The sequence below is a fragment of the Streptomyces ardesiacus genome, from assembly GCF_003112575.1.
GTDB lineage: Bacteria > Actinomycetota > Actinomycetes > Streptomycetales > Streptomycetaceae > Streptomyces > Streptomyces ardesiacus.
The window spans coordinates 14,953-30,570 of the sequence record NZ_BEWC01000009.1 but is presented as its reverse complement, the minus strand read 5'-3'; the positions used below and the strand labels follow the sequence as shown (position 1 = coordinate 30,570).

At 74.1% G+C, this 15,618-nt stretch carries 15 protein-coding genes; 3 read left to right on the top strand and 12 right to left on the bottom strand.

From position 1 onward, the window contains the following. Positions 1 to 46: 46 nt before the first annotated feature. Both Sdi02f_RS28870 and Sdi02f_RS28865 read right to left on the bottom strand, forming a co-directional pair. Complete coding sequence (locus Sdi02f_RS28870; protein WP_174843410.1) at positions 47 to 1,327, bottom strand: AI-2E family transporter; 1,281 nt, start codon at positions 1,325 to 1,327, stop codon at positions 47 to 49. A gap of 60 nt (positions 1,328 to 1,387) precedes the next feature. Continuing rightward, positions 1,388 to 1,582 carry a DUF3046 domain-containing protein gene (locus Sdi02f_RS28865; RefSeq protein ID WP_030402650.1) on the bottom strand — a complete coding sequence of 65 codons (195 nt, stop codon included), beginning with the start codon at positions 1,580 to 1,582 and terminating at the stop codon, positions 1,388 to 1,390. A gap of 81 nt (positions 1,583 to 1,663) precedes the next feature. Between Sdi02f_RS28865 and Sdi02f_RS28860 the strand changes: the two genes are divergently transcribed. Continuing rightward, the gene (locus Sdi02f_RS28860; protein WP_167458270.1) at positions 1,664 to 2,632 is read left to right on the top strand and encodes a hypothetical protein; all 969 of its coding nucleotides are present in this window, start codon (positions 1,664 to 1,666) and stop codon (positions 2,630 to 2,632) included. Positions 2,633 to 2,655: 23 nt separating this feature from the next. Here the strand turns inward: Sdi02f_RS28860 and Sdi02f_RS28855 are convergent, their stop codons facing one another. Genes Sdi02f_RS28855 through Sdi02f_RS28845 form a run of 3 tightly spaced genes read right to left on the bottom strand, consistent with a single transcriptional unit; the run spans position 2,656 to position 4,579 of the window. Continuing rightward, on the bottom strand, positions 2,656 to 2,964 hold the full coding sequence (locus tag Sdi02f_RS28855) for an AzlD domain-containing protein (RefSeq protein ID WP_108934289.1): 309 nt from the start codon (positions 2,962 to 2,964) through the stop codon (positions 2,656 to 2,658). Further along, positions 2,961 to 3,716: an AzlC family ABC transporter permease gene (locus tag Sdi02f_RS28850; RefSeq protein ID WP_108934288.1), complete on the bottom strand. Its 756-nt coding sequence runs from the start codon at positions 3,714 to 3,716 to the stop codon at positions 2,961 to 2,963. Before Sdi02f_RS28850 ends, Sdi02f_RS28855 begins: the two co-directional genes overlap by 4 nt. Continuing rightward, entirely contained in the window at positions 3,713 to 4,579 is an 867-nt protein-coding gene (locus tag Sdi02f_RS28845) for an AraC family transcriptional regulator (RefSeq protein WP_108934287.1), read from the bottom strand. The genes Sdi02f_RS28850 and Sdi02f_RS28845 overlap by 4 nt, the downstream gene beginning before the upstream one ends. A 273-nt stretch (positions 4,580 to 4,852) precedes the next feature. Here Sdi02f_RS28845 and Sdi02f_RS28840 point away from each other — a divergent pair, with 273 nt between their 5' ends. Together Sdi02f_RS28840 and Sdi02f_RS28835 are read left to right on the top strand one after the other, a co-directional pair. After that, a complete protein-coding gene (locus Sdi02f_RS28840; RefSeq protein WP_108934286.1) occupies positions 4,853 to 9,808 on the top strand; it encodes an ATP-dependent helicase in 4,956 nt (1,651 codons plus the stop codon). Between the two features lie 18 nt (positions 9,809 to 9,826). Then, a complete protein-coding gene (locus Sdi02f_RS28835) occupies positions 9,827 to 10,669 on the top strand; it encodes an Fpg/Nei family DNA glycosylase (protein ID WP_108934285.1) in 843 nt (280 codons plus the stop codon). 16 nt (positions 10,670 to 10,685) lie between these two features. Here the strand turns inward: Sdi02f_RS28835 and Sdi02f_RS28830 are convergent, their stop codons facing one another. The 7 genes from Sdi02f_RS28830 to rimO form a co-directional block, all read right to left on the bottom strand. Continuing rightward, positions 10,686 to 11,174 (bottom strand): SRPBCC family protein, encoded by a 489-nt coding sequence (locus Sdi02f_RS28830; protein WP_031082197.1) that lies wholly within the window; start codon positions 11,172 to 11,174, stop codon positions 10,686 to 10,688. An 87-nt stretch (positions 11,175 to 11,261) separates the two neighbouring features. Then, a complete protein-coding gene (locus Sdi02f_RS28825) occupies positions 11,262 to 11,567 on the bottom strand; it encodes a hypothetical protein (RefSeq protein WP_245962247.1) in 306 nt (101 codons plus the stop codon). Between the two features lie 6 nt (positions 11,568 to 11,573). Beyond that, on the bottom strand, positions 11,574 to 12,044 hold the full coding sequence (locus Sdi02f_RS28820; RefSeq protein WP_030402659.1) for a Dps family protein: 471 nt from the start codon (positions 12,042 to 12,044) through the stop codon (positions 11,574 to 11,576). 203 nt (positions 12,045 to 12,247) lie between these two features. Further along, the gene (locus Sdi02f_RS28815; RefSeq protein ID WP_007387871.1) at positions 12,248 to 12,628 is read right to left on the bottom strand and encodes a helix-turn-helix domain-containing protein; all 381 of its coding nucleotides are present in this window, start codon (positions 12,626 to 12,628) and stop codon (positions 12,248 to 12,250) included. 109 nt (positions 12,629 to 12,737) lie between these two features. After that, complete coding sequence (locus Sdi02f_RS28810; protein WP_030402660.1) at positions 12,738 to 13,274, bottom strand: CinA family protein; 537 nt, start codon at positions 13,272 to 13,274, stop codon at positions 12,738 to 12,740. Next, on the bottom strand, positions 13,271 to 14,059 hold the full coding sequence (gene pgsA, locus Sdi02f_RS28805) for a CDP-diacylglycerol--glycerol-3-phosphate 3-phosphatidyltransferase (protein ID WP_030402661.1): 789 nt from the start codon (positions 14,057 to 14,059) through the stop codon (positions 13,271 to 13,273). Before pgsA ends, Sdi02f_RS28810 begins: the two co-directional genes overlap by 4 nt. Then, positions 14,056 to 15,537, bottom strand: a complete 1,482-nt coding sequence (rimO, locus tag Sdi02f_RS28800; RefSeq protein WP_108934284.1) for a 30S ribosomal protein S12 methylthiotransferase RimO — start codon at positions 15,535 to 15,537, stop codon at positions 14,056 to 14,058. The genes pgsA and rimO overlap by 4 nt, the downstream gene beginning before the upstream one ends. Positions 15,538 to 15,618: the final 81 nt, after the last annotated feature.

Genomic DNA, 15,618 nt, shown 5'->3' with positions numbered 1-15,618 from the left:
CGGATCCGGCCGGTCCGGCTCGGCACCGGGCCCGGCGTCCCGGTCATCAGGACCCCCCGTCGCCCGTCCCCTCCGATCCGTCCGGGCCCGGACGGTCCTGCTCCGGGTCCCGGGCCCACAGCCTGCGCAGACGGGCGGGCCGCGCGGGTCCCGCCCGGGGTATCCGGCGCCCGTGGACGCGAGGGTCGTCCGTGACGTCGTACCGTTTGACGTACGCCCCGAGGAACGCCTGCAGCGTGGCGACCGCCGGGATGGCGATCAGCGCGCCGACGGCACCGAGCAGGGCGGTGCCCGCGATGACGGAGCCGAAGGCGACCGCGGGGTGGATGTCCACGGTCTTCGCCGTCAGCTTGGGCTGCAGCATGTAGTTCTCGAACTGCTGGTAGACCACCACGAAGATCAGCACCCACAGCGCGTACCAGGGATTGACCGTGAAAGCGATCAGCATGGGCAGGGCGCCCGCGAGATAGGTGCCGATGGTCGGGATGAACTGCGACACCAGGCCCACCCACACGGCGAGCGCGGGGGCGTAGGGCACCTCGAGGATCTCCAGGAGGACGTAGTGCGCGATGCCGGAGATCAGCGCCATCAGCCCGCGTGAGTACAGGTAGCCGCCGGTCTTGTCCACAGCGATCTCCCACGCGCGCAGGACCTCGGCCTGGCGGGCGGGCGGCAGGACGGAGCAGAGCCCGCGCCGCAGCCGGGGGCCGTCGGCGGCGAAGTAGAACGAGAACAGCACGATCGTCAGCAACTGGAAGAGACCGCCGAGGACCTGGGCCGACACGTCCAGGACGCCCGTCGCGCTGTTCTGCACGTAGTTGCGCAGCCAGTCGGAGCGCAACAGCCCCTCCTGGATGTCGACCCGTCTCAGCTCGGTGTGGAAGTGGCTGTTGACCCAGTTGATGACGGAGTCGAGGTAGCCCGGGAACTCCTCGACCATCTTCACGATCTGGCCGGCGAGCATGGAGCCGAGCAGGGTGACGAACCCCGCGGCGGCGATCAGCACGGCGAGGAAGACCAGGAAGGTGGCGAACCCGCGGCGCAGACCGCGCGCGGACATCCAGCTCACCGCCGGTTCGATGGCCAGGGCCAGGAAGAACGCGATGAGGATGTTGATCAGCAGCCCGGTGAGCTGGTGGAAGGCCCAACTGCCCAGCTGGAAGGCGGCGATGAGCGCGAGGGCCAGCACCATGGCGCGCGGGAGCCAGCGCGGCATGCGGGCGCCCGGCCCGGCGGGAGCGCCGTCGGTCGGGGGCCCGGCGGGCGGCGTCGAGCCGGCCGGGGATGCGTGCCGGGTCGCCTGCCCGGTCTCGTCAGTGGATGGCACGGAGCAAGTCTCGCCCACGCCACTGACGGGCGGACCCCGCCCGGCGATCTTCGTGGAACTTCACCGCTTCTCCCGCGGCACGTTCATGACGGTGCACACCACCCGCCACACCTCCTTGGCGTCCCAGCCGGCGTCCAGCGCCTCGTGCACCGTACGTCCGCCCAGCTCCGTCATCACGTGGTCGCGCGCGAAGGTGTCGGCGTACCCCGGACCGAAGTGGTCCGTCATCCGCTCCCAGAAGACCGTCAACCGCATGCCCCCAGTATCCCGCCCCTGAGAGTGGGCCTCGGGCCGGGACCACCGGACGGAACCGCTTTCCGGCCTACGGTCTGTCCCATGGCCGAAACCGGAGCGTCCCCGCTCCCCTCGATCCCGCCGCCCGCGACCCCCCGCACCCCGGACCCGCGGTCGCCGCTCACGCGCGCGGAGCGCTTCGTGTGGCTCACCGCGCGCGTACTGGAGCAGCGGCTGTTCGCCCATCATTTCCGCGGCGGGGACCGCGGCCCGGTGGAGGCCGCCCTGGACGCCTACCGGAACGAGGACGGAGGGTACGGCCACGGGCTCGAGCCGGATCTGCGCGGCCCGGTCAGTCAGCCGCTGCACACCGCGCGCGCCCTGGGCGTCCTGGACGCCGTCGGCCTCTGCGGGGGACAGCGGGCCGAGCGCGTCTGCCGCTACCTGACCTCCGTGTCCACCGCGGACGGTGCCCTGCCGCTGGTCCGCGCGGGCGGGGAGGCGGCTTTGACCGCGCCCTTCGTGCCGTTCGTGACCGGCCCTCCCGGTGAGCTGCTCGCCACGGGGCCGGTGGTCGGTCTGCTGCACCGCAACGAGGTCTGGCACGCCTGGCTGTTCCGCGCCACCGACTTCTGCTGGCAGGCGGCCGAGTCGCTGGAGCCCTCGTGCCCGTACGAGGCCGAGGCCGCCGTGGCCTTCCTGGACACCGCTCCGGACCGTCCGCGCGCACGGGCCGCGGCCGGCCGGCTGGGCCGCCTGGTCCGCGAGCGGCGCCTCGCCGTGCTGGACCCGGACGCCCTCGACGCCCACCCGGCCGCTCCCGGCTGTGCCCCGGGCGAGCACCGCTTCCCGCACGACTACGCGCGGGATCCGCGTTCGCTCGCGCGCGCGTGGTTCACCGACGACGAGATGGCCCGCTCCCTCGACTTCCTCGCGGCCGGGCAGGAGCCCGACGGCGGCTGGCCCGTCCGCAGGCCCCGCTGGGCCCCCGCCCCGGCGCTGGAGGCCCGCGGCCGGGTGACGGTCGAGGCGCTGCGCACGCTCCGGGCGTACGGCCGTCCCCTCGGCTGACCCGCCGGCCGGTCCGCGGGCGGTCAGCCTCCCATGGCCCGTACGCCCGCGGTGACGACCACGGCGGCCGCGACGACGAGCAGGAAGGGAGCGCGCAGCAGCAGCGCGACGGCTGCCGCGGCGACGCCCGCGGCCCGCGCGTCCAGGACGAGTGCCTGTCCGTCGGCGAAGGTCTGCTGGGCGGTGAGCGCCGCGAGGAGGGCGACGGGCAGCAGCGCGGCGAGCCGCCGGACCAGGGGCTGTTCCAGGGCGCCGGCGGGCACCAGCAGTCCCAGGAGCTTGACGGCGTAGCAGCCCACCGCCGTCACGCCGATCGCGATCCATATGGTCATCGCTCTCCCTCCCCCCGGCCGGCTCCGGCGTCACTCGCGCGGCGTCCGCGCGCCCACAGGACGAGCGGCGCCGCCAGCGCCGCGACCAGGACGGGCACGCCCGCGGGCAGTACGGGCAGCAGACCGAGCCCCAGGAGGACGGCGAGGGCGGCGACTGCGCGCTCCGTCGTGGTCCTCAGCATCGGCGCGAGCAGCGCCAGGAAGACCGCGGGACCGGCCGCGTCGAGCCCCCAGGCGTCGGTGTCCCCGATGGCCTCCGCGCCGAGCGCGCCGAGCAGGGTGGTGAGGTTCCACAGGACGTACAGGGTGAGTCCGGTGACCGTGAACCCGATCCGGACGGCGCGCCGCGTGGGCTGGGCGAGGGCCACGGCCGTCGTCTCGTCGATGACCCACTGCGCGGCCAGCGGCCGCGCCGCGCGCGAGAGGGCCAGCAACTGCGACAGCCGCAGCCCGTAGAAGGCGTTGCGCATGCCCAGGAAGAAGGCCCCCGCCGCCGCGGTGAGCGGGTTGCCGCCGGCCGCGAGGGCGCCGACGAGCGCGAACTGGGACGCCCCGGTGAACACCAGGAGGCTGAGGGCGCAGGTCTGGGCGAGGGTGAGTCCGCTGCCGGCCGAGGTCACCCCGAAGGCGAACCCGGACAGTCCGACGGCGACTCCGACTCCGAGGGCGTCCCGTACGACGGCGGCGTCCGGCTTGCCGCCGGGGGGCGCGCCCGCGCCGGGAGCGTCGGGAAGGGCTGTCTGTTCTGTCACGCCTCGCACGGTAGGAGCAGCTCCGACCGCGCGTCTTGTACGTTCTTGCGCTCCCGCTGGTAGGCACCGGGCGGTACGCCGACGATCCGCGCGAAGTGCCGGTTCAGGTGGGGCTGGTCCGTGAAACCCACGGCGACCGCCGCCTCGGCCGGGGACGTCCCGGTGTCCAGCAGCCGCCGCGCCCGGCGCACCCGGGCGTCCGTCAGCCAGGCGTGGGGCGGCATGCCGTAGGCGTCCCGGAAGGCGCGCAGCAGCGCGAAGGGGCTGCTCCCGAGTTCCCCGGCGAGCCGCTCCAGGCTCGGCGGGTCGGCCATCCGCTCCTCCAGCACGGCACGCGCGCGTGCCGCCGTCCCGGCCCCGGCCGTACGCACCGGGCGCCGGGGCAGTGACCCGCCGTTCAGCCGCAGCAGCCGGGTCACTGCCACGCGCAGCAGGGTGTCGGCGGCGAGGGCGTTGCCGTCGTCGGCGGCACGCAGCACGCGGTGCACCAGCTCGACGGCGTACGGGTCGTCGAGCACCGGCCGGACGAACCCCGGGGTACCGCGCAGCGTTGTCGTCTCCGCCGCTATCCGGGCCACCAGCTCGGGCGCCGGGTAGACGGCCCCGTACCGCCACCCCTCCGGCACGCCCGCCCGGCCGGTGTGCGGGGTGTCCGGGTTGACCAGGGCGAGCGAACCGGCAGCGGCGTACTGGTCGCCGCCGCCGTGGTGGAAGACCTCCACGCCGTCCGCGATGGCCGCGATGACGAAGTGCTCGTGCGTGTGGCGCACGAAGGTCTTGCGGATGTACTGGGCGCGGAGCAGGTCGACGTCGGGCAGCTCCGCGTACCGCCAGTGCCGTGCCCGCTCGCTCGATCCCGCCATGTCCCCCATTCTCCGCCCACCGCGCCGGGCCTCGGGCGACGGCCCGGGCGTACCCGGCGTCCGACCCGGTCACCAGGCCCCGCACACCGGCCGTGGGCCGACTCGCTCTCCCCTCCGGCCCGGCGCACGCTCCACCCGGCGCACGCCCCACCCGGCGCACGCCCCGCCCGGCGCACGCTCCGCCCGGCGCATGCCCGGCTCCCGACCCGCCCCGCGTCCGGCCCATACGCTCGGCTCGGGCCGATTGTCAGTGGCCGGGTGCACGATGGATCCATGGTCAGCTCCGCACACCGAGCCCTCGACGGCTTCTCCCCCGCGACCCGCGGCTGGTTCACGGGGGCCTTCTCCGCGCCCACGTCCGCCCAGGCGGGCGCGTGGCAGGCCATCACGCAGGGTTCCGACGTGCTGGTGGTCGCCCCCACCGGTTCGGGCAAGACGCTGGCCGCCTTCCTCGCCGCCCTGGACCAGCTCACCTCGACACCCCCGCCCGCCGACCCCAAGAAGCGCTGCCGCGTGCTGTACGTCTCGCCGCTCAAGGCCCTGGCCGTCGACGTCGAGCGCAACCTCCGCAGCCCGCTGACCGGCATCCGCCAGGAGTCCGTGCGCCTCGGCCTGCCCGAGCCCGAGGTGAAGGTCGGCATCCGCTCCGGCGACACCCCGGCCGCCGAGCGCCGCGCACTGGCCACCCGGCCGCCGGACATCCTGATCACCACCCCGGAGTCCCTCTTCCTGATGCTGACGTCGGCCACGCGCGACGCGCTGACCGGCGTCGAGACGGTGATCCTGGACGAGGTGCACGCGGTCGCGGGCACCAAGCGCGGCGCCCATCTTGCGCTCACCCTGGAGCGGCTGGACGAGCTGCTGCCGAAGCCGGCCCGCCGCATCGGGCTGTCGGCGACGGTCCGCCCGGTGGACGAGGTCGCCCGGTTCCTCGCGCCGCGCGGCCGGGTGGAGATCGTCCAGCCGGAGTCGGGCAAGGAGTTCGACCTGTCCGTCGTCGTCCCGGTCGAGGACCTCGGCGAGCTGGGCGGCTCCCCGGTCGCGGACGGCAACGAGGGCGCGGAGCGCCCGTCGATCTGGCCGCACGTCGAGGAGCGGATCACCGACCTGGTCCAGTCGCACCGCTCCACGATCGTCTTCGCCAACTCGCGGCGGCTGGCCGAGCGCCTGTGCAACCGGCTCAACGAGATCGCGTACGAGCGCGCGACCGGCGAGCCGCTCGACGAGCACCACTCCCCCGCCGAGCTGATGGGCGGCTCGGGCGCCGCCCAGGGCGCCCCGCCCGTGATCGCCCGCGCCCACCACGGCTCGGTCTCCAAGGAGCAGCGCGCCCTCGTCGAGGAGGACCTGAAGGCGGGCCGGCTGCCCGCCGTGGTCGCCACCTCCAGCCTGGAGCTGGGCATCGACATGGGCGCCGTCGACCTGGTCGTCCAGGTCGAGTCGCCGCCCTCCGTCGCCTCCGGCCTCCAGCGTGTCGGCCGCGCGGGGCACCAGGTCGGCGCGGTCTCCACGGGCGTGGTCTTCCCCAAGTACCGGGGCGACCTGGTGCAGTCGGCGGTGGTCACCGAGCGGATGCGCAGCGGCGCCATCGAGGCGCTGAGGATCCCCGCCAACCCGCTGGACGTGCTGGCCCAGCAACTGGTGGCGATGACCGCGCTGGACACCTGGCAGGTCGACGACCTCCTCGCCACGGTCCGCCGCGCCGCGCCCTTCGCCTCGCTGCCGGAGTCGGCCTTCACCGCCGTTTTGGACATGCTCGCGGGCCGCTATCCCTCCGACGCCTTCGCCGAGCTGCGCCCGCGCGTGGTGTGGGACCGGATCGCCGGCACGGTCACCGGCCGCCCGGGAGCGCAGCGGCTCGCCGTGACGTCCGGGGGCACGATCCCCGACCGCGGGCTCTTCGGCGTGTTCCTCGCCGGTGCCGATCCGAAGAAGGGCGGTGGCCGGGTCGGCGAGCTGGACGAGGAGATGGTGTACGAGTCCCGCGTGGGGGACGTCTTCACGCTGGGCACCAGTTCCTGGCGGATCGAGGACATCACGCGCGACCGGGTCCTGGTCTCCCCGGCCCCGGGCGTGCCGGGCAGGCTGCCGTTCTGGAAGGGCGACCAGCTCGGCCGCCCACTGGAGCTGGGCCGCGCCCTCGGCGCCTTCCTGCGCGAGGTCGGCTCCCTGTCCCAGGAGGACGCCCGGCTGCGCCTGGTCACCGCGGGCCTGGACGCCTGGGCCGCGGACAACGTGCTGTCGTACCTCGACGAGCAGCGCGAGGCCTGCGGCCACGTCCCCGACGACCGCACCATCGTCGTCGAGCGCTTCCGGGACGAGCTGGGCGACTGGCGGGTGGTGGTCCACTCCCCCTTCGGCGCCCAGGTCCACGCCCCCTGGGCCCTCGCCCTCGGTGCCCGGCTCACCGAGCGGTACGGCATGGACGCGCAGGTCATGCACGCCGACGACGGCATCGTGCTGCGCCTGCCGGACGCCGACCTGATGGGCCTGGACTTCCTCGACCAGGACCCCGCGAAGCCGGGCCTGGAGTACGACGCCGAGAAGGCGCCGGTGGGCGCGGCCGACGTCCTCTTCGACAAGGGCGAGGTCGACCGGGTCGTCACCGACCAGGTGGGCGGCTCGGCGCTGTTCGCCTCCCGGTTCCGCGAGTGCGCCGCCCGCGCGCTGCTGCTGCCCCGGCGCAGCCCGGGCAAGCGCACCCCGTTGTGGCAGCAGCGCCAGCGGGCCGCGCAGTTGCTGGAGGTGGCGAGCGAGTACGGCTCGTTCCCGATCGTCCTGGAGGCCGTCCGCGAGTGCCTCCAGGACGTCTTCGACGTGCCCGGCCTGGTCGAGCTGATGGGCGACGTGGAGACCCGCAAGGTCCGCCTCGTCGAGGTCACCACCCCCGAGCCCTCCCCCTTCGCCCGCTCCCTCCTGTTCGGCTACGTCGCCCAGTTCCTGTACGAGGGCGACTCGCCGCTCGCCGAGCGCCGGGCCGCCGCGCTGTCGCTGGACTCGCGGCTGCTGGCCGAGCTGCTCGGCCAGGCGGAGCTGCGCGAGCTGCTCGACGCCGAGGTCCTCACCGAGCTGGAGCGCGAGCTGCAGTGGCTCACCGAGGACCGCCGGGTCAAGGACTCCGAGGGTGTCGCCGACCTACTGCGGGTGCTCGGCCCGCTGACGGACGCGGAGCTGGCCGAGCGGGGCGCCGAGCCGCAGTGGGCGCCGGAGCTGGCCGCGGCCCGCCGCGCGATCAGGGTGCGGATCGCCGGCGCCGACCACTGGGCGGCGATCGAGGACGCGGGCCGGCTGCGCGACGCGCTGGGCACGGCACTGCCCGTCGGTGTGCCCGAGGCCTTCACCGAGCCGGTCAAGGACCCGCTCGGCGACCTCCTGGCCCGCCATGCCCGCACCCACGGCCCCTTCACGTCGGTCACCGCGGCGGCCCGCTTCGGCCTGGGCGTGGCCGTCACCGAGGGCGCCCTGCAGCGGCTCGCCGGGGCGGGACGAGTCGTACAGGGCGAGTTCCACCCGGCGGGCATCGGGCAGGAGTGGTGCGACGCGACCGTGCTGCGCAGGCTGCGCCGCCGTTCCCTGGCCGCGCTCCGGCACGAGCTGGAGCCGGTGGCGCCGGCCGCGCTCGGCCAGTTCCTCCCCCAGTGGCAGCACATCGGCAAGGGGCACACCCTGCGCGGCGTCGACGGGCTGGTCCGCGCCGTCGAGCAGTTGCAGGGCGCCTCCGTGCCCGCCTCCGCTCTGGAGAAGCTGGTCCTGCCCTCCCGCGTGGCGGGCTACAGCCCCGCGATGCTGGACGAGCTGACGGCCGCCGGTGAGGTGGTGTGGGCGGGAGCGGGTTCGCTGCCCGGCAAGGACGGCTGGGTCTCCCTCTACCTGGCGGACGCGGCCCCCCTGCTCCTGCCGCCTCCGCATCCCCTGGAGACGACCGCCCTGCACGAGTCGGTGCTGAGCACGCTCTCGGGCGGGTACGGCCTGTTCTTCCGGCAGATCGCCGACCAGGTCCGCGCCACCACCCACCCGGAGGCCACCGACCCGCAGTTGGCCGACGCCCTGTGGGACCTGGCCTGGTCCGGACGGCTGACGAACGACACCCTCGCGCCCCTGCGCTCCCTGCTGGGCTCCGGACGCACCGCGGGGTCCACCGCCCACCGTGCCAAGCGCGCGGTGCCCCGGGGGCGGTACGGCTCGCTGACGGCCGCCGCCCGCCCGGCGTCCCGCACCGGCCCGCCGACGGTCGCGGGCCGCTGGTCGCTGCTCCCGGCCCGCGAGGCCGACGGCACGGTACGGGCCCATGCCCTGGCCCGCACGCTCCTCGACCGGCACGGTGTGGTGACCCGGGGCGCCGTCGCCGCGGAGGGTGTGGAGGGCGGCTTCTCGGCGGTGTACCGGATCCTGGCCGCCTTCGAGGAGAGCGGCCAGGCGCGGCGCGGCTATGTCGTCGAGGGGCTGGGCGCGGCGCAGTTCGCCATGGAGGGGGCCGTGGACCGGCTGCGCGCGGTGGCGAACGCCCGCGACCGCGGTGACGACGCGCCCCCGCCCGCGATGCCCGTGAACGGCGGCCCCGGAACCCCGGACGCCGACCCCTCCCTCGCACCCTTCCACGACTCCTCCGCGCCCGGCGACTTCGGGCACCCGGAGCCCGCCCCTCCCACCGACGGCTTCGACGACGTCTTCGCCGACCCCGACCACCTGGGCCGTTCCCCTTCCCGGGGCGACTACATCTCCCCGCGCGACTACGCCGAGCCGGGTGCCGGCGGTCCGCGCGGGGGTGGTGGGCACGGCGGCCCGCGTGCCCCGTACGACACCGGATTCCCCGGCCGGCGCGACCGCACCGCCCCCGGACCGCGGGCTGTCGTCCTGGCCGCCGCCGATCCGGCGAACGCGTACGGCGCGGCCCTCGGCTGGCCCGAGCCGCCGGCCGGTGCCACCCACAAGCCCGGCCGCAAGGCGGGCTCCCTGGTGGTGCTGGTCGAGGGCGAGCCGGCGCTCTACATGGAACGCGGCGGCAAGACGCTCCTGCTGTGGCCCTCCGACGCCGACCGGCTGCCCACCGAGGACGCCCGTCTGCGAGCCGCCGCCGAGGCGCTCGCCCAGTCCGCCCGTGCCGGTTCCCTCGGCACTGTCACGGTGGAGCGGATCAACGGCGCGGCGGCCCTGACATCCCCCTTCGGCCCCCTGCTGGAGGACGCGGGCTTCGTCGCCACCCCGCGCGGTCTGCGCATCAGGGCGTGACCCTGTCACCCTTGGACCATGCCCGAAGGAGACACGGTCTGGCAGGCGGCGCGACGGCTGCACGACGCCCTCGCGGGCAAGGTGCTGACCCGCAGCGACTTCCGCGTCCCCCGGTACGCGACGGTCGACCTGGCCGGGCGCACGGTCCTGGAGGTGGCCCCGCGCGGCAAGCACCTGCTGACCCGCGTCGAGGGCGGCCTGACGGTGCACTCGCACCTGCGCATGGACGGCTCCTGGAAGGTGTTCGCGCCCGGTCAGCGGTGGAGCGGCGGCCCCGCGCACCAGATCAGGGTGGTCCTCGCCACCGCCGACCGCACGGCCGTCGGCTATCGCCTCCCGGTGCTGGAGCTCCTGCGCACCGCCGACGAGCAGCGTGCCGTCGGCCATCTGGGCCCCGACCTGCTCGGCCCCGACTGGGACCCGGCGCGCGCGCTCGACAACCTGCGCGCGGACCCGGCCCGTCCGCTCGGCGAGGCCCTGCTCGACCAGCGCAATCTGGCCGGCGTCGGCAACGTCTACAAGTGCGAGCTCTGCTTCCTGCTCGGCGTCACGCCCTGGCTGCCGGTCGGGGAGCTGCCCGCCGACCGCGCCGCGCGGCTTCCCGCACTCGCGCACAAGCTCCTGGAGGCCAACCGCGACCGCCCGGTCCGTCGGACGACGGGCCTGCGCGGCCACGACCTGTTCGTGTACGGCCGGGCGCCCCGCCCCTGCCTGCGCTGCCGCACGTCGGTCCGGGTGGCCGACCAGGGCGACGGCTCCCGCGAGCGCCCCACGTACTGGTGCCCGACCTGCCAGCCGGGGCCCGCGCCACGTCCCGGCGGCCCGTCGGCTTCACGGATCCGGCGCCGTCCGGGCGGCTGAGGGTGCCGGGGAAGGCTCAGCCGGCGGTGACGAGGGCGTCCATCTGACCGGCCGCCTCGCGCATGCCCTCGTCCATGCCCATCGACATGAGCTGGTCCATCTGCTCCCGCGTGTCGAAGACCGCCCGCATTTCCAGGCGGGTGCCGCCGTCGTGCTCGGTGAGCGTCACCCGGTTGGCGGTCGTCGGCATCGCGGCGTTCGGCGCCCCGTGCTCGTCGGCGAACCCGTCGGTGAACTCCAGCGACCGAGGCTCGTCGACCGTGGCCACCCGCCACCAGCCCCGGTACTTCTCACCCTGCGGGCCGGTCATGTAGTACGTGACGTCCCCGCCCGGGGTCAGGTCGTGCTCCTCCACCGTCGCCGGGAAGGACGGCGGTCCCCACCAGCGCTCCAGTTGCCGTGGATCGGCCCACAGCCGCCACACCCGTTCCACGGGGGCGCCGAAGTCGGCGACCAGGGTGAGGGTCAGGTGGTCGAGGTCCTTGTCCAGACTGGTGACTGTCATCGGCTCCGCCCTTCCGTCGGCCCGCTCGCTTCCGTCGGCCCGCTCGCTTCCCTCAGCCGGTTCGGTCCGTCAGCCGGTTGGCTTCCCTCAGCCGGTTCGGTCCGTCAGCCGGTTGGCTTCCGTCGGCCCGCTCGCTCCCGTCAGCCCGTTCGGTCCGTCACCCGGCCCCGTCCCACGCAGGGCCCGCCGCCACCGCCCGGCCTCCAGCGCGCCCGCGGCCCGGCGCCGCGGCACGCAGTGCACCGGCAGCACGCTCAGACCCCACCCGCCGGCCGCGACCGCCCCTTCGACCACCCCGGCGCCGGGCGCCAGCACCAGCCGCAGTACGGCCCACCACCACAGCGCGCACAGACCCAGCGCGACCGTCCAGCGGGCCGTCCGCGCCGCCGCCATCCCGGGTCATCCGTTTCCGGCCTGGAACATCCAATGCTGCTTCTCGAGATCGGCCGTGATCTGGATGAAGATGTCCTGGCTCACGGGATCGGGGTCACCGCTCGCCGCTATCCGCTCACGCATCCGCCCGATCACCGCACCCAGCGCGTCCACGATGGTCTGCACGGCGGCGGTGTCGTCGACCCAGCCCTCCGGCGTCACGTCGATGCCGCTGCCGACGGCGACCGTCGCGGCCCGCCCGTCCGGGGACACGCCGAGCGCCGACGCGCGTTCCGCCACGGTGTCCGAGTGCGCGCGGGCGGTGTCGACGAGTTCGTCGAGCTGGAGGTGTACGGAGCGAAAGCGCGGACCGACCACGTTCCAGTGGATCTGCTTCGCCACCAGGGCCAGGTCGACCAGGTCGACGAGCGCGCCCTGCAGCGCCTCGGAGACGGTCTTCAGGTCCGCGTCGGACAACGGGCTCTTCACGACGTACATCCACGCCTCCGTCGGTTCGTCCCCCGGCCATCTCCCTCCACGATGACCGCACCCGCACGGACCGGCAAACGGGCGCGGGCGGCGCCGACGGCGCTCGGGGCGGCCCGCACGACGGCCCCGGGCATGCGAAAACCCCGGCCACGTCACTCCGGTCCGTCGGAGCGACCCCGGCCGGGGTCTCACACGCACACGTTCTCGGGCGTTCAGGCGGCGACGACGTCCACTGCCTCGGCGGGCGCCTTGATGGTGACCCGTTCCGGTGGCACACCGGTCACCGAGACGGAACCCAGCATCGGGCGTACCGGCGCCGGTACGGTCTCGCTGGGCGTCGCCGCAGCGGACTGGGCCAGCTCGGCGAGGGCGAGTTCGTCGCTCACTTCGCGCATGAGCTCGGACATCCGTACGTCCAGCGCGTCGCAGATGGCGGAGAGCAGCTCGGAAGAAGCCTCCTTCTGCCCCCGCTCCACCTCGGAGAGATAGCCGAGTGAGACTCGGGCGGACGAGGAGACTTCGCGCAGAGTACGGCCCTGGCGTTGGCGCTGCCGACGCAGCACGTCACCCAGCAGGCGACGGAGCAGAATCATCGGTGGCTCCCTCCTCGGACCGTGTAACCGCATCCTTCACGCCCCACCGTACCGCCTCGCGCCGCGGCCGTGCGGGGAGCGATGTCGTGTTCACTCAGGGCTGCAAACATCAAAACCCCCCGTTCCGTTCCGTATCCTGTGCCCGCTCATTCCCGGTCTGTTCGCTCGCAAGCTCCGTCAAAAGAAGCGCGAGTACGCTCCGTACACTCTCCATACGAATTTCCGCGCGGTCGCCGTTCAACCGCAGCGCCTCCACTTTTCCGCCATCGGTGCAGCCCTTGCCGGGCCCGTCCACGGCCACGAAGACCGTCCCCACGGGCTTCCCGTCCTGGGGGTCCGGACCGGCCACGCCCGTCGTCGCGATGCCCCAGTCGGCGCCCAGCGCCGTGCGCACGCCTGCCGCCATCTGGGCGGCGACCTGCGGATCCACCGCCCCGTGCGCCGCGAGCAGCTCGCCGTCGACGCCGAGGAGTTCCTGCTTCAGTTCCGTCGCGTAGGCGGTGACGGAGCCCCGGAACGCCTTGGACGCCCCGGGGACCGCCGTGAGCGCGGCAGCGGCCATTCCACCCGTCAGTGACTCGGCGACCGCGAGGGTCTCGCCCCTGACCGTGAGTAGTCGCACCACGTCGGCGGCCGTAGAACTCAAGCTTCCGTCTCCTTCAACGCCGCTCTGCGTTCGGCGATTCCCCGGCGGCGCAGCACAATGGCCTGCTTCACATAGTCCAGCCCGGTCGCCACGGTCAGGACGACCGCAGCGGCCATCACCCAGAACCTCAGGGTGGCCAGGGGCCCCGTCAGTGCCAGGACGTACATGCCGACGGCGATGCCCTGGGTGAGCGTCTTCAGCTTGCCGCCCCGGCTGGCGGGGATGACGCCGTACCGGATGACCACGAAACGCAGGACGGTGATCCCGAGTTCCCGGCCGAGGATGACGGCCGTCACCCACCACGGCAGGTCGCCGAGCGCGGACAGGCAGATGAGCGCCGCTCCCATGATCGCTTTGTCGGCGATGGGGTCGGCGATCTTCCCGAAGTCGGTGACGAGGTTGTAGGTGCGCGCCAGATGCCCGTCGAACAGGTCGGTGATCATGGCGATGGCGAAGGCGGCCCAGGCGAAGGAGCGCCAGGCCGGGTCGTACCCGCCGTTGCCGAGCATCAGCGCGACGAAGGCCGGCACGAGGAGCAGCCGGAGCATCGTCAGCAGATTGGCGACGTTCCAGACGCTCGCCTGATTGACGGCCGCGGCCGCGATCTTGCCACCGCGCCCGGACGCTCCGCCCTCGGTCGCGCCCCGTTCCGCCCTGCCCCGGTCCACGGCGCCCGCCGGAGCCGTACACTCCCCCGGTTCCTGTGCCGCCCCCGTGCCGCCGCGCGGGCCGGTCCTGCTCGCACGGGAGGAGCCGCCCGCCGCGGACGCCGGGACTCCGGTCATCTGCCGGCCTCCTCACTCCACTCGGGCGAGCCCTGAAGGGGCTCGGCCACCAGGTCGACACCCTCCGTACCGACCACCTTCGCGTCGACCATACGACCCACACTCAGGCCCTCGCCGCTCGTGAGCAGCACCTGGCCGTCCGTCTCGGGCGCCTGGTGCTCCGCGCGGCCGCGGACGCCGTCGCCCTCGTCGGCCGGGTCCACGGACTCGACCAGTACCCGCACGGTCGCTCCGACACGCTCGTCGGCCCGCTGCGAGACCAGTTCCTCGGCGAGCCGGGAGACACGGGCCAGCCGCTCGGCGACGACGTCCTCGTCGAGCTTGTCGCCGTAGGTCGCGGCCTCGGTGCCCTCCTCGTCGGAGTAGCCGAAGACGCCGATGGCGTCCAGCCGCGCGTGGTTCAGGAACCGCTCCAGCTCGGCGAGGTCGGCCTCGGACTCGCCGGGGAAGCCGACGATGAAGTTGGAGCGCACACCCGCCTCGGGGGCCTTGGCCCGGATGGTGTCGAGGAGCTCCAGGAAGCGGTCGGTGTCGCCGAAGCGGCGCATCGCGCGCAGCACGTTCGGAGCGGAGTGCTGGAAGGAGAGGTCGAAGTAGGGCACGACCTTCGGCGTGGAGGTCAGCACGTCGATCAGCCCGGGGCGCATCTCGGCCGGCTGGAGGTAGCTGACCCGCACCCGCTCGATGCCGTCGACCTCGGCGAGGTTGGGCAGCAGCGACTCCAGGAGGCGGATGTCGCCGAGGTCCTTGCCGTAGGAGGTGTTGTTCTCGGAGACCAGCATGATCTCCTTGACGCCCTGCTCGGCCAGCCACCGCGTCTCGTTGAGCACGTCGCTCGGGCGGCGCGAGATGAAGGAGCCGCGGAAGGACGGGATGGCGCAGAAGGAGCAGCGCCGGTCGCAGCCGGAGGCCAGCTTCACCGAGGCGACCGGGGAGCCGTCCAGCCGGCGGCGCAGGGGTGCGCGGGGCCCGGAGGCGGGGGCGACACCCTCGGGGAGGTCGGCCGGGCCGTGTCCCGGCAGAGCGACGGAGGCGCCGGCCTCCTGGCGCTCGGCGGGGCTGATCGGCAGCAGCTTGCGCCGGTCGCGCGGGGTGTGGGCGGCGTGGACGCCGCCGCTGAGGATGGTCTGCAGGCGGTCGGAGATGTCGGCGTAGTCGTCGAAGCCGAGCACGCCGTCGGCCTCGGGGAGGGCGTCGGCCAGCTCCTTGCCGTACCGCTCGGCCATGCAGCCGACCGCGACCACGGCCTGCGTTCTTCCGTGACCCTTGAGGTCGTTGGCCTCCAGGAGGGCGTCCACGGAGTCCTTCTTGGCGGCCTCGACGAAGCCGCACGTGTTCACGACGGCGACGTCCGCTTCCTCGGCGTCGTCGACGAGCTTCCAGCCGTCCGCCTCCAGACGGCCTGCGAGCTCCTCCGAGTCCACCTCGTTACGGGCGCAGCCAAGGGTGACGAGTGCGACGGTGCGGCTTTCAGGCATGGGCTCAAGACTACTTCGTCCCGCCGACGGCCCACGTCGACGGGGTTGGCCGTTCCCGGCCGACCCCGTCTTCTCCCGCTG

Bases quoted from the DNA above. Each gene is read 5' to 3' on its own strand.
- Sdi02f_RS28860 (WP_167458270.1), top strand. From the start codon at position 1,664: ATGGCCGAAACCGGAGCGTCCCCGCTCCCCTCGATCCCGCCGCCCGCG.
- Sdi02f_RS28820 (WP_030402659.1), bottom strand. From the start codon at position 12,044: ATGTACGTCGTGAAGAGCCCGTTGTCCGACGCGGACCTGAAGACCGTC.
- Sdi02f_RS28835 (WP_108934285.1), top strand. From the start codon at position 9,827: ATGCCCGAAGGAGACACGGTCTGGCAGGCGGCGCGACGGCTGCACGAC.
- Sdi02f_RS28840 (WP_108934286.1), top strand. From the start codon at position 4,853: ATGGTCAGCTCCGCACACCGAGCCCTCGACGGCTTCTCCCCCGCGACC.
- Sdi02f_RS28830 (WP_031082197.1), bottom strand. From the start codon at position 11,174: ATGACAGTCACCAGTCTGGACAAGGACCTCGACCACCTGACCCTCACC.
- Sdi02f_RS28855 (WP_108934289.1), bottom strand. From the start codon at position 2,964: ATGACCATATGGATCGCGATCGGCGTGACGGCGGTGGGCTGCTACGCC.
- pgsA (WP_030402661.1), bottom strand. From the start codon at position 14,059: ATGACCGGAGTCCCGGCGTCCGCGGCGGGCGGCTCCTCCCGTGCGAGC.
- Sdi02f_RS28865 (WP_030402650.1), bottom strand. From the start codon at position 1,582: ATGCGGTTGACGGTCTTCTGGGAGCGGATGACGGACCACTTCGGTCCG.
- rimO (WP_108934284.1), bottom strand. From the start codon at position 15,537: ATGCCTGAAAGCCGCACCGTCGCACTCGTCACCCTTGGCTGCGCCCGT.
- Sdi02f_RS28825 (WP_245962247.1), bottom strand. From the start codon at position 11,567: ATGGCGGCGGCGCGGACGGCCCGCTGGACGGTCGCGCTGGGTCTGTGC.
- Sdi02f_RS28845 (WP_108934287.1), bottom strand. From the start codon at position 4,579: ATGGCGGGATCGAGCGAGCGGGCACGGCACTGGCGGTACGCGGAGCTG.
- Sdi02f_RS28815 (WP_007387871.1), bottom strand. From the start codon at position 12,628: ATGATTCTGCTCCGTCGCCTGCTGGGTGACGTGCTGCGTCGGCAGCGC.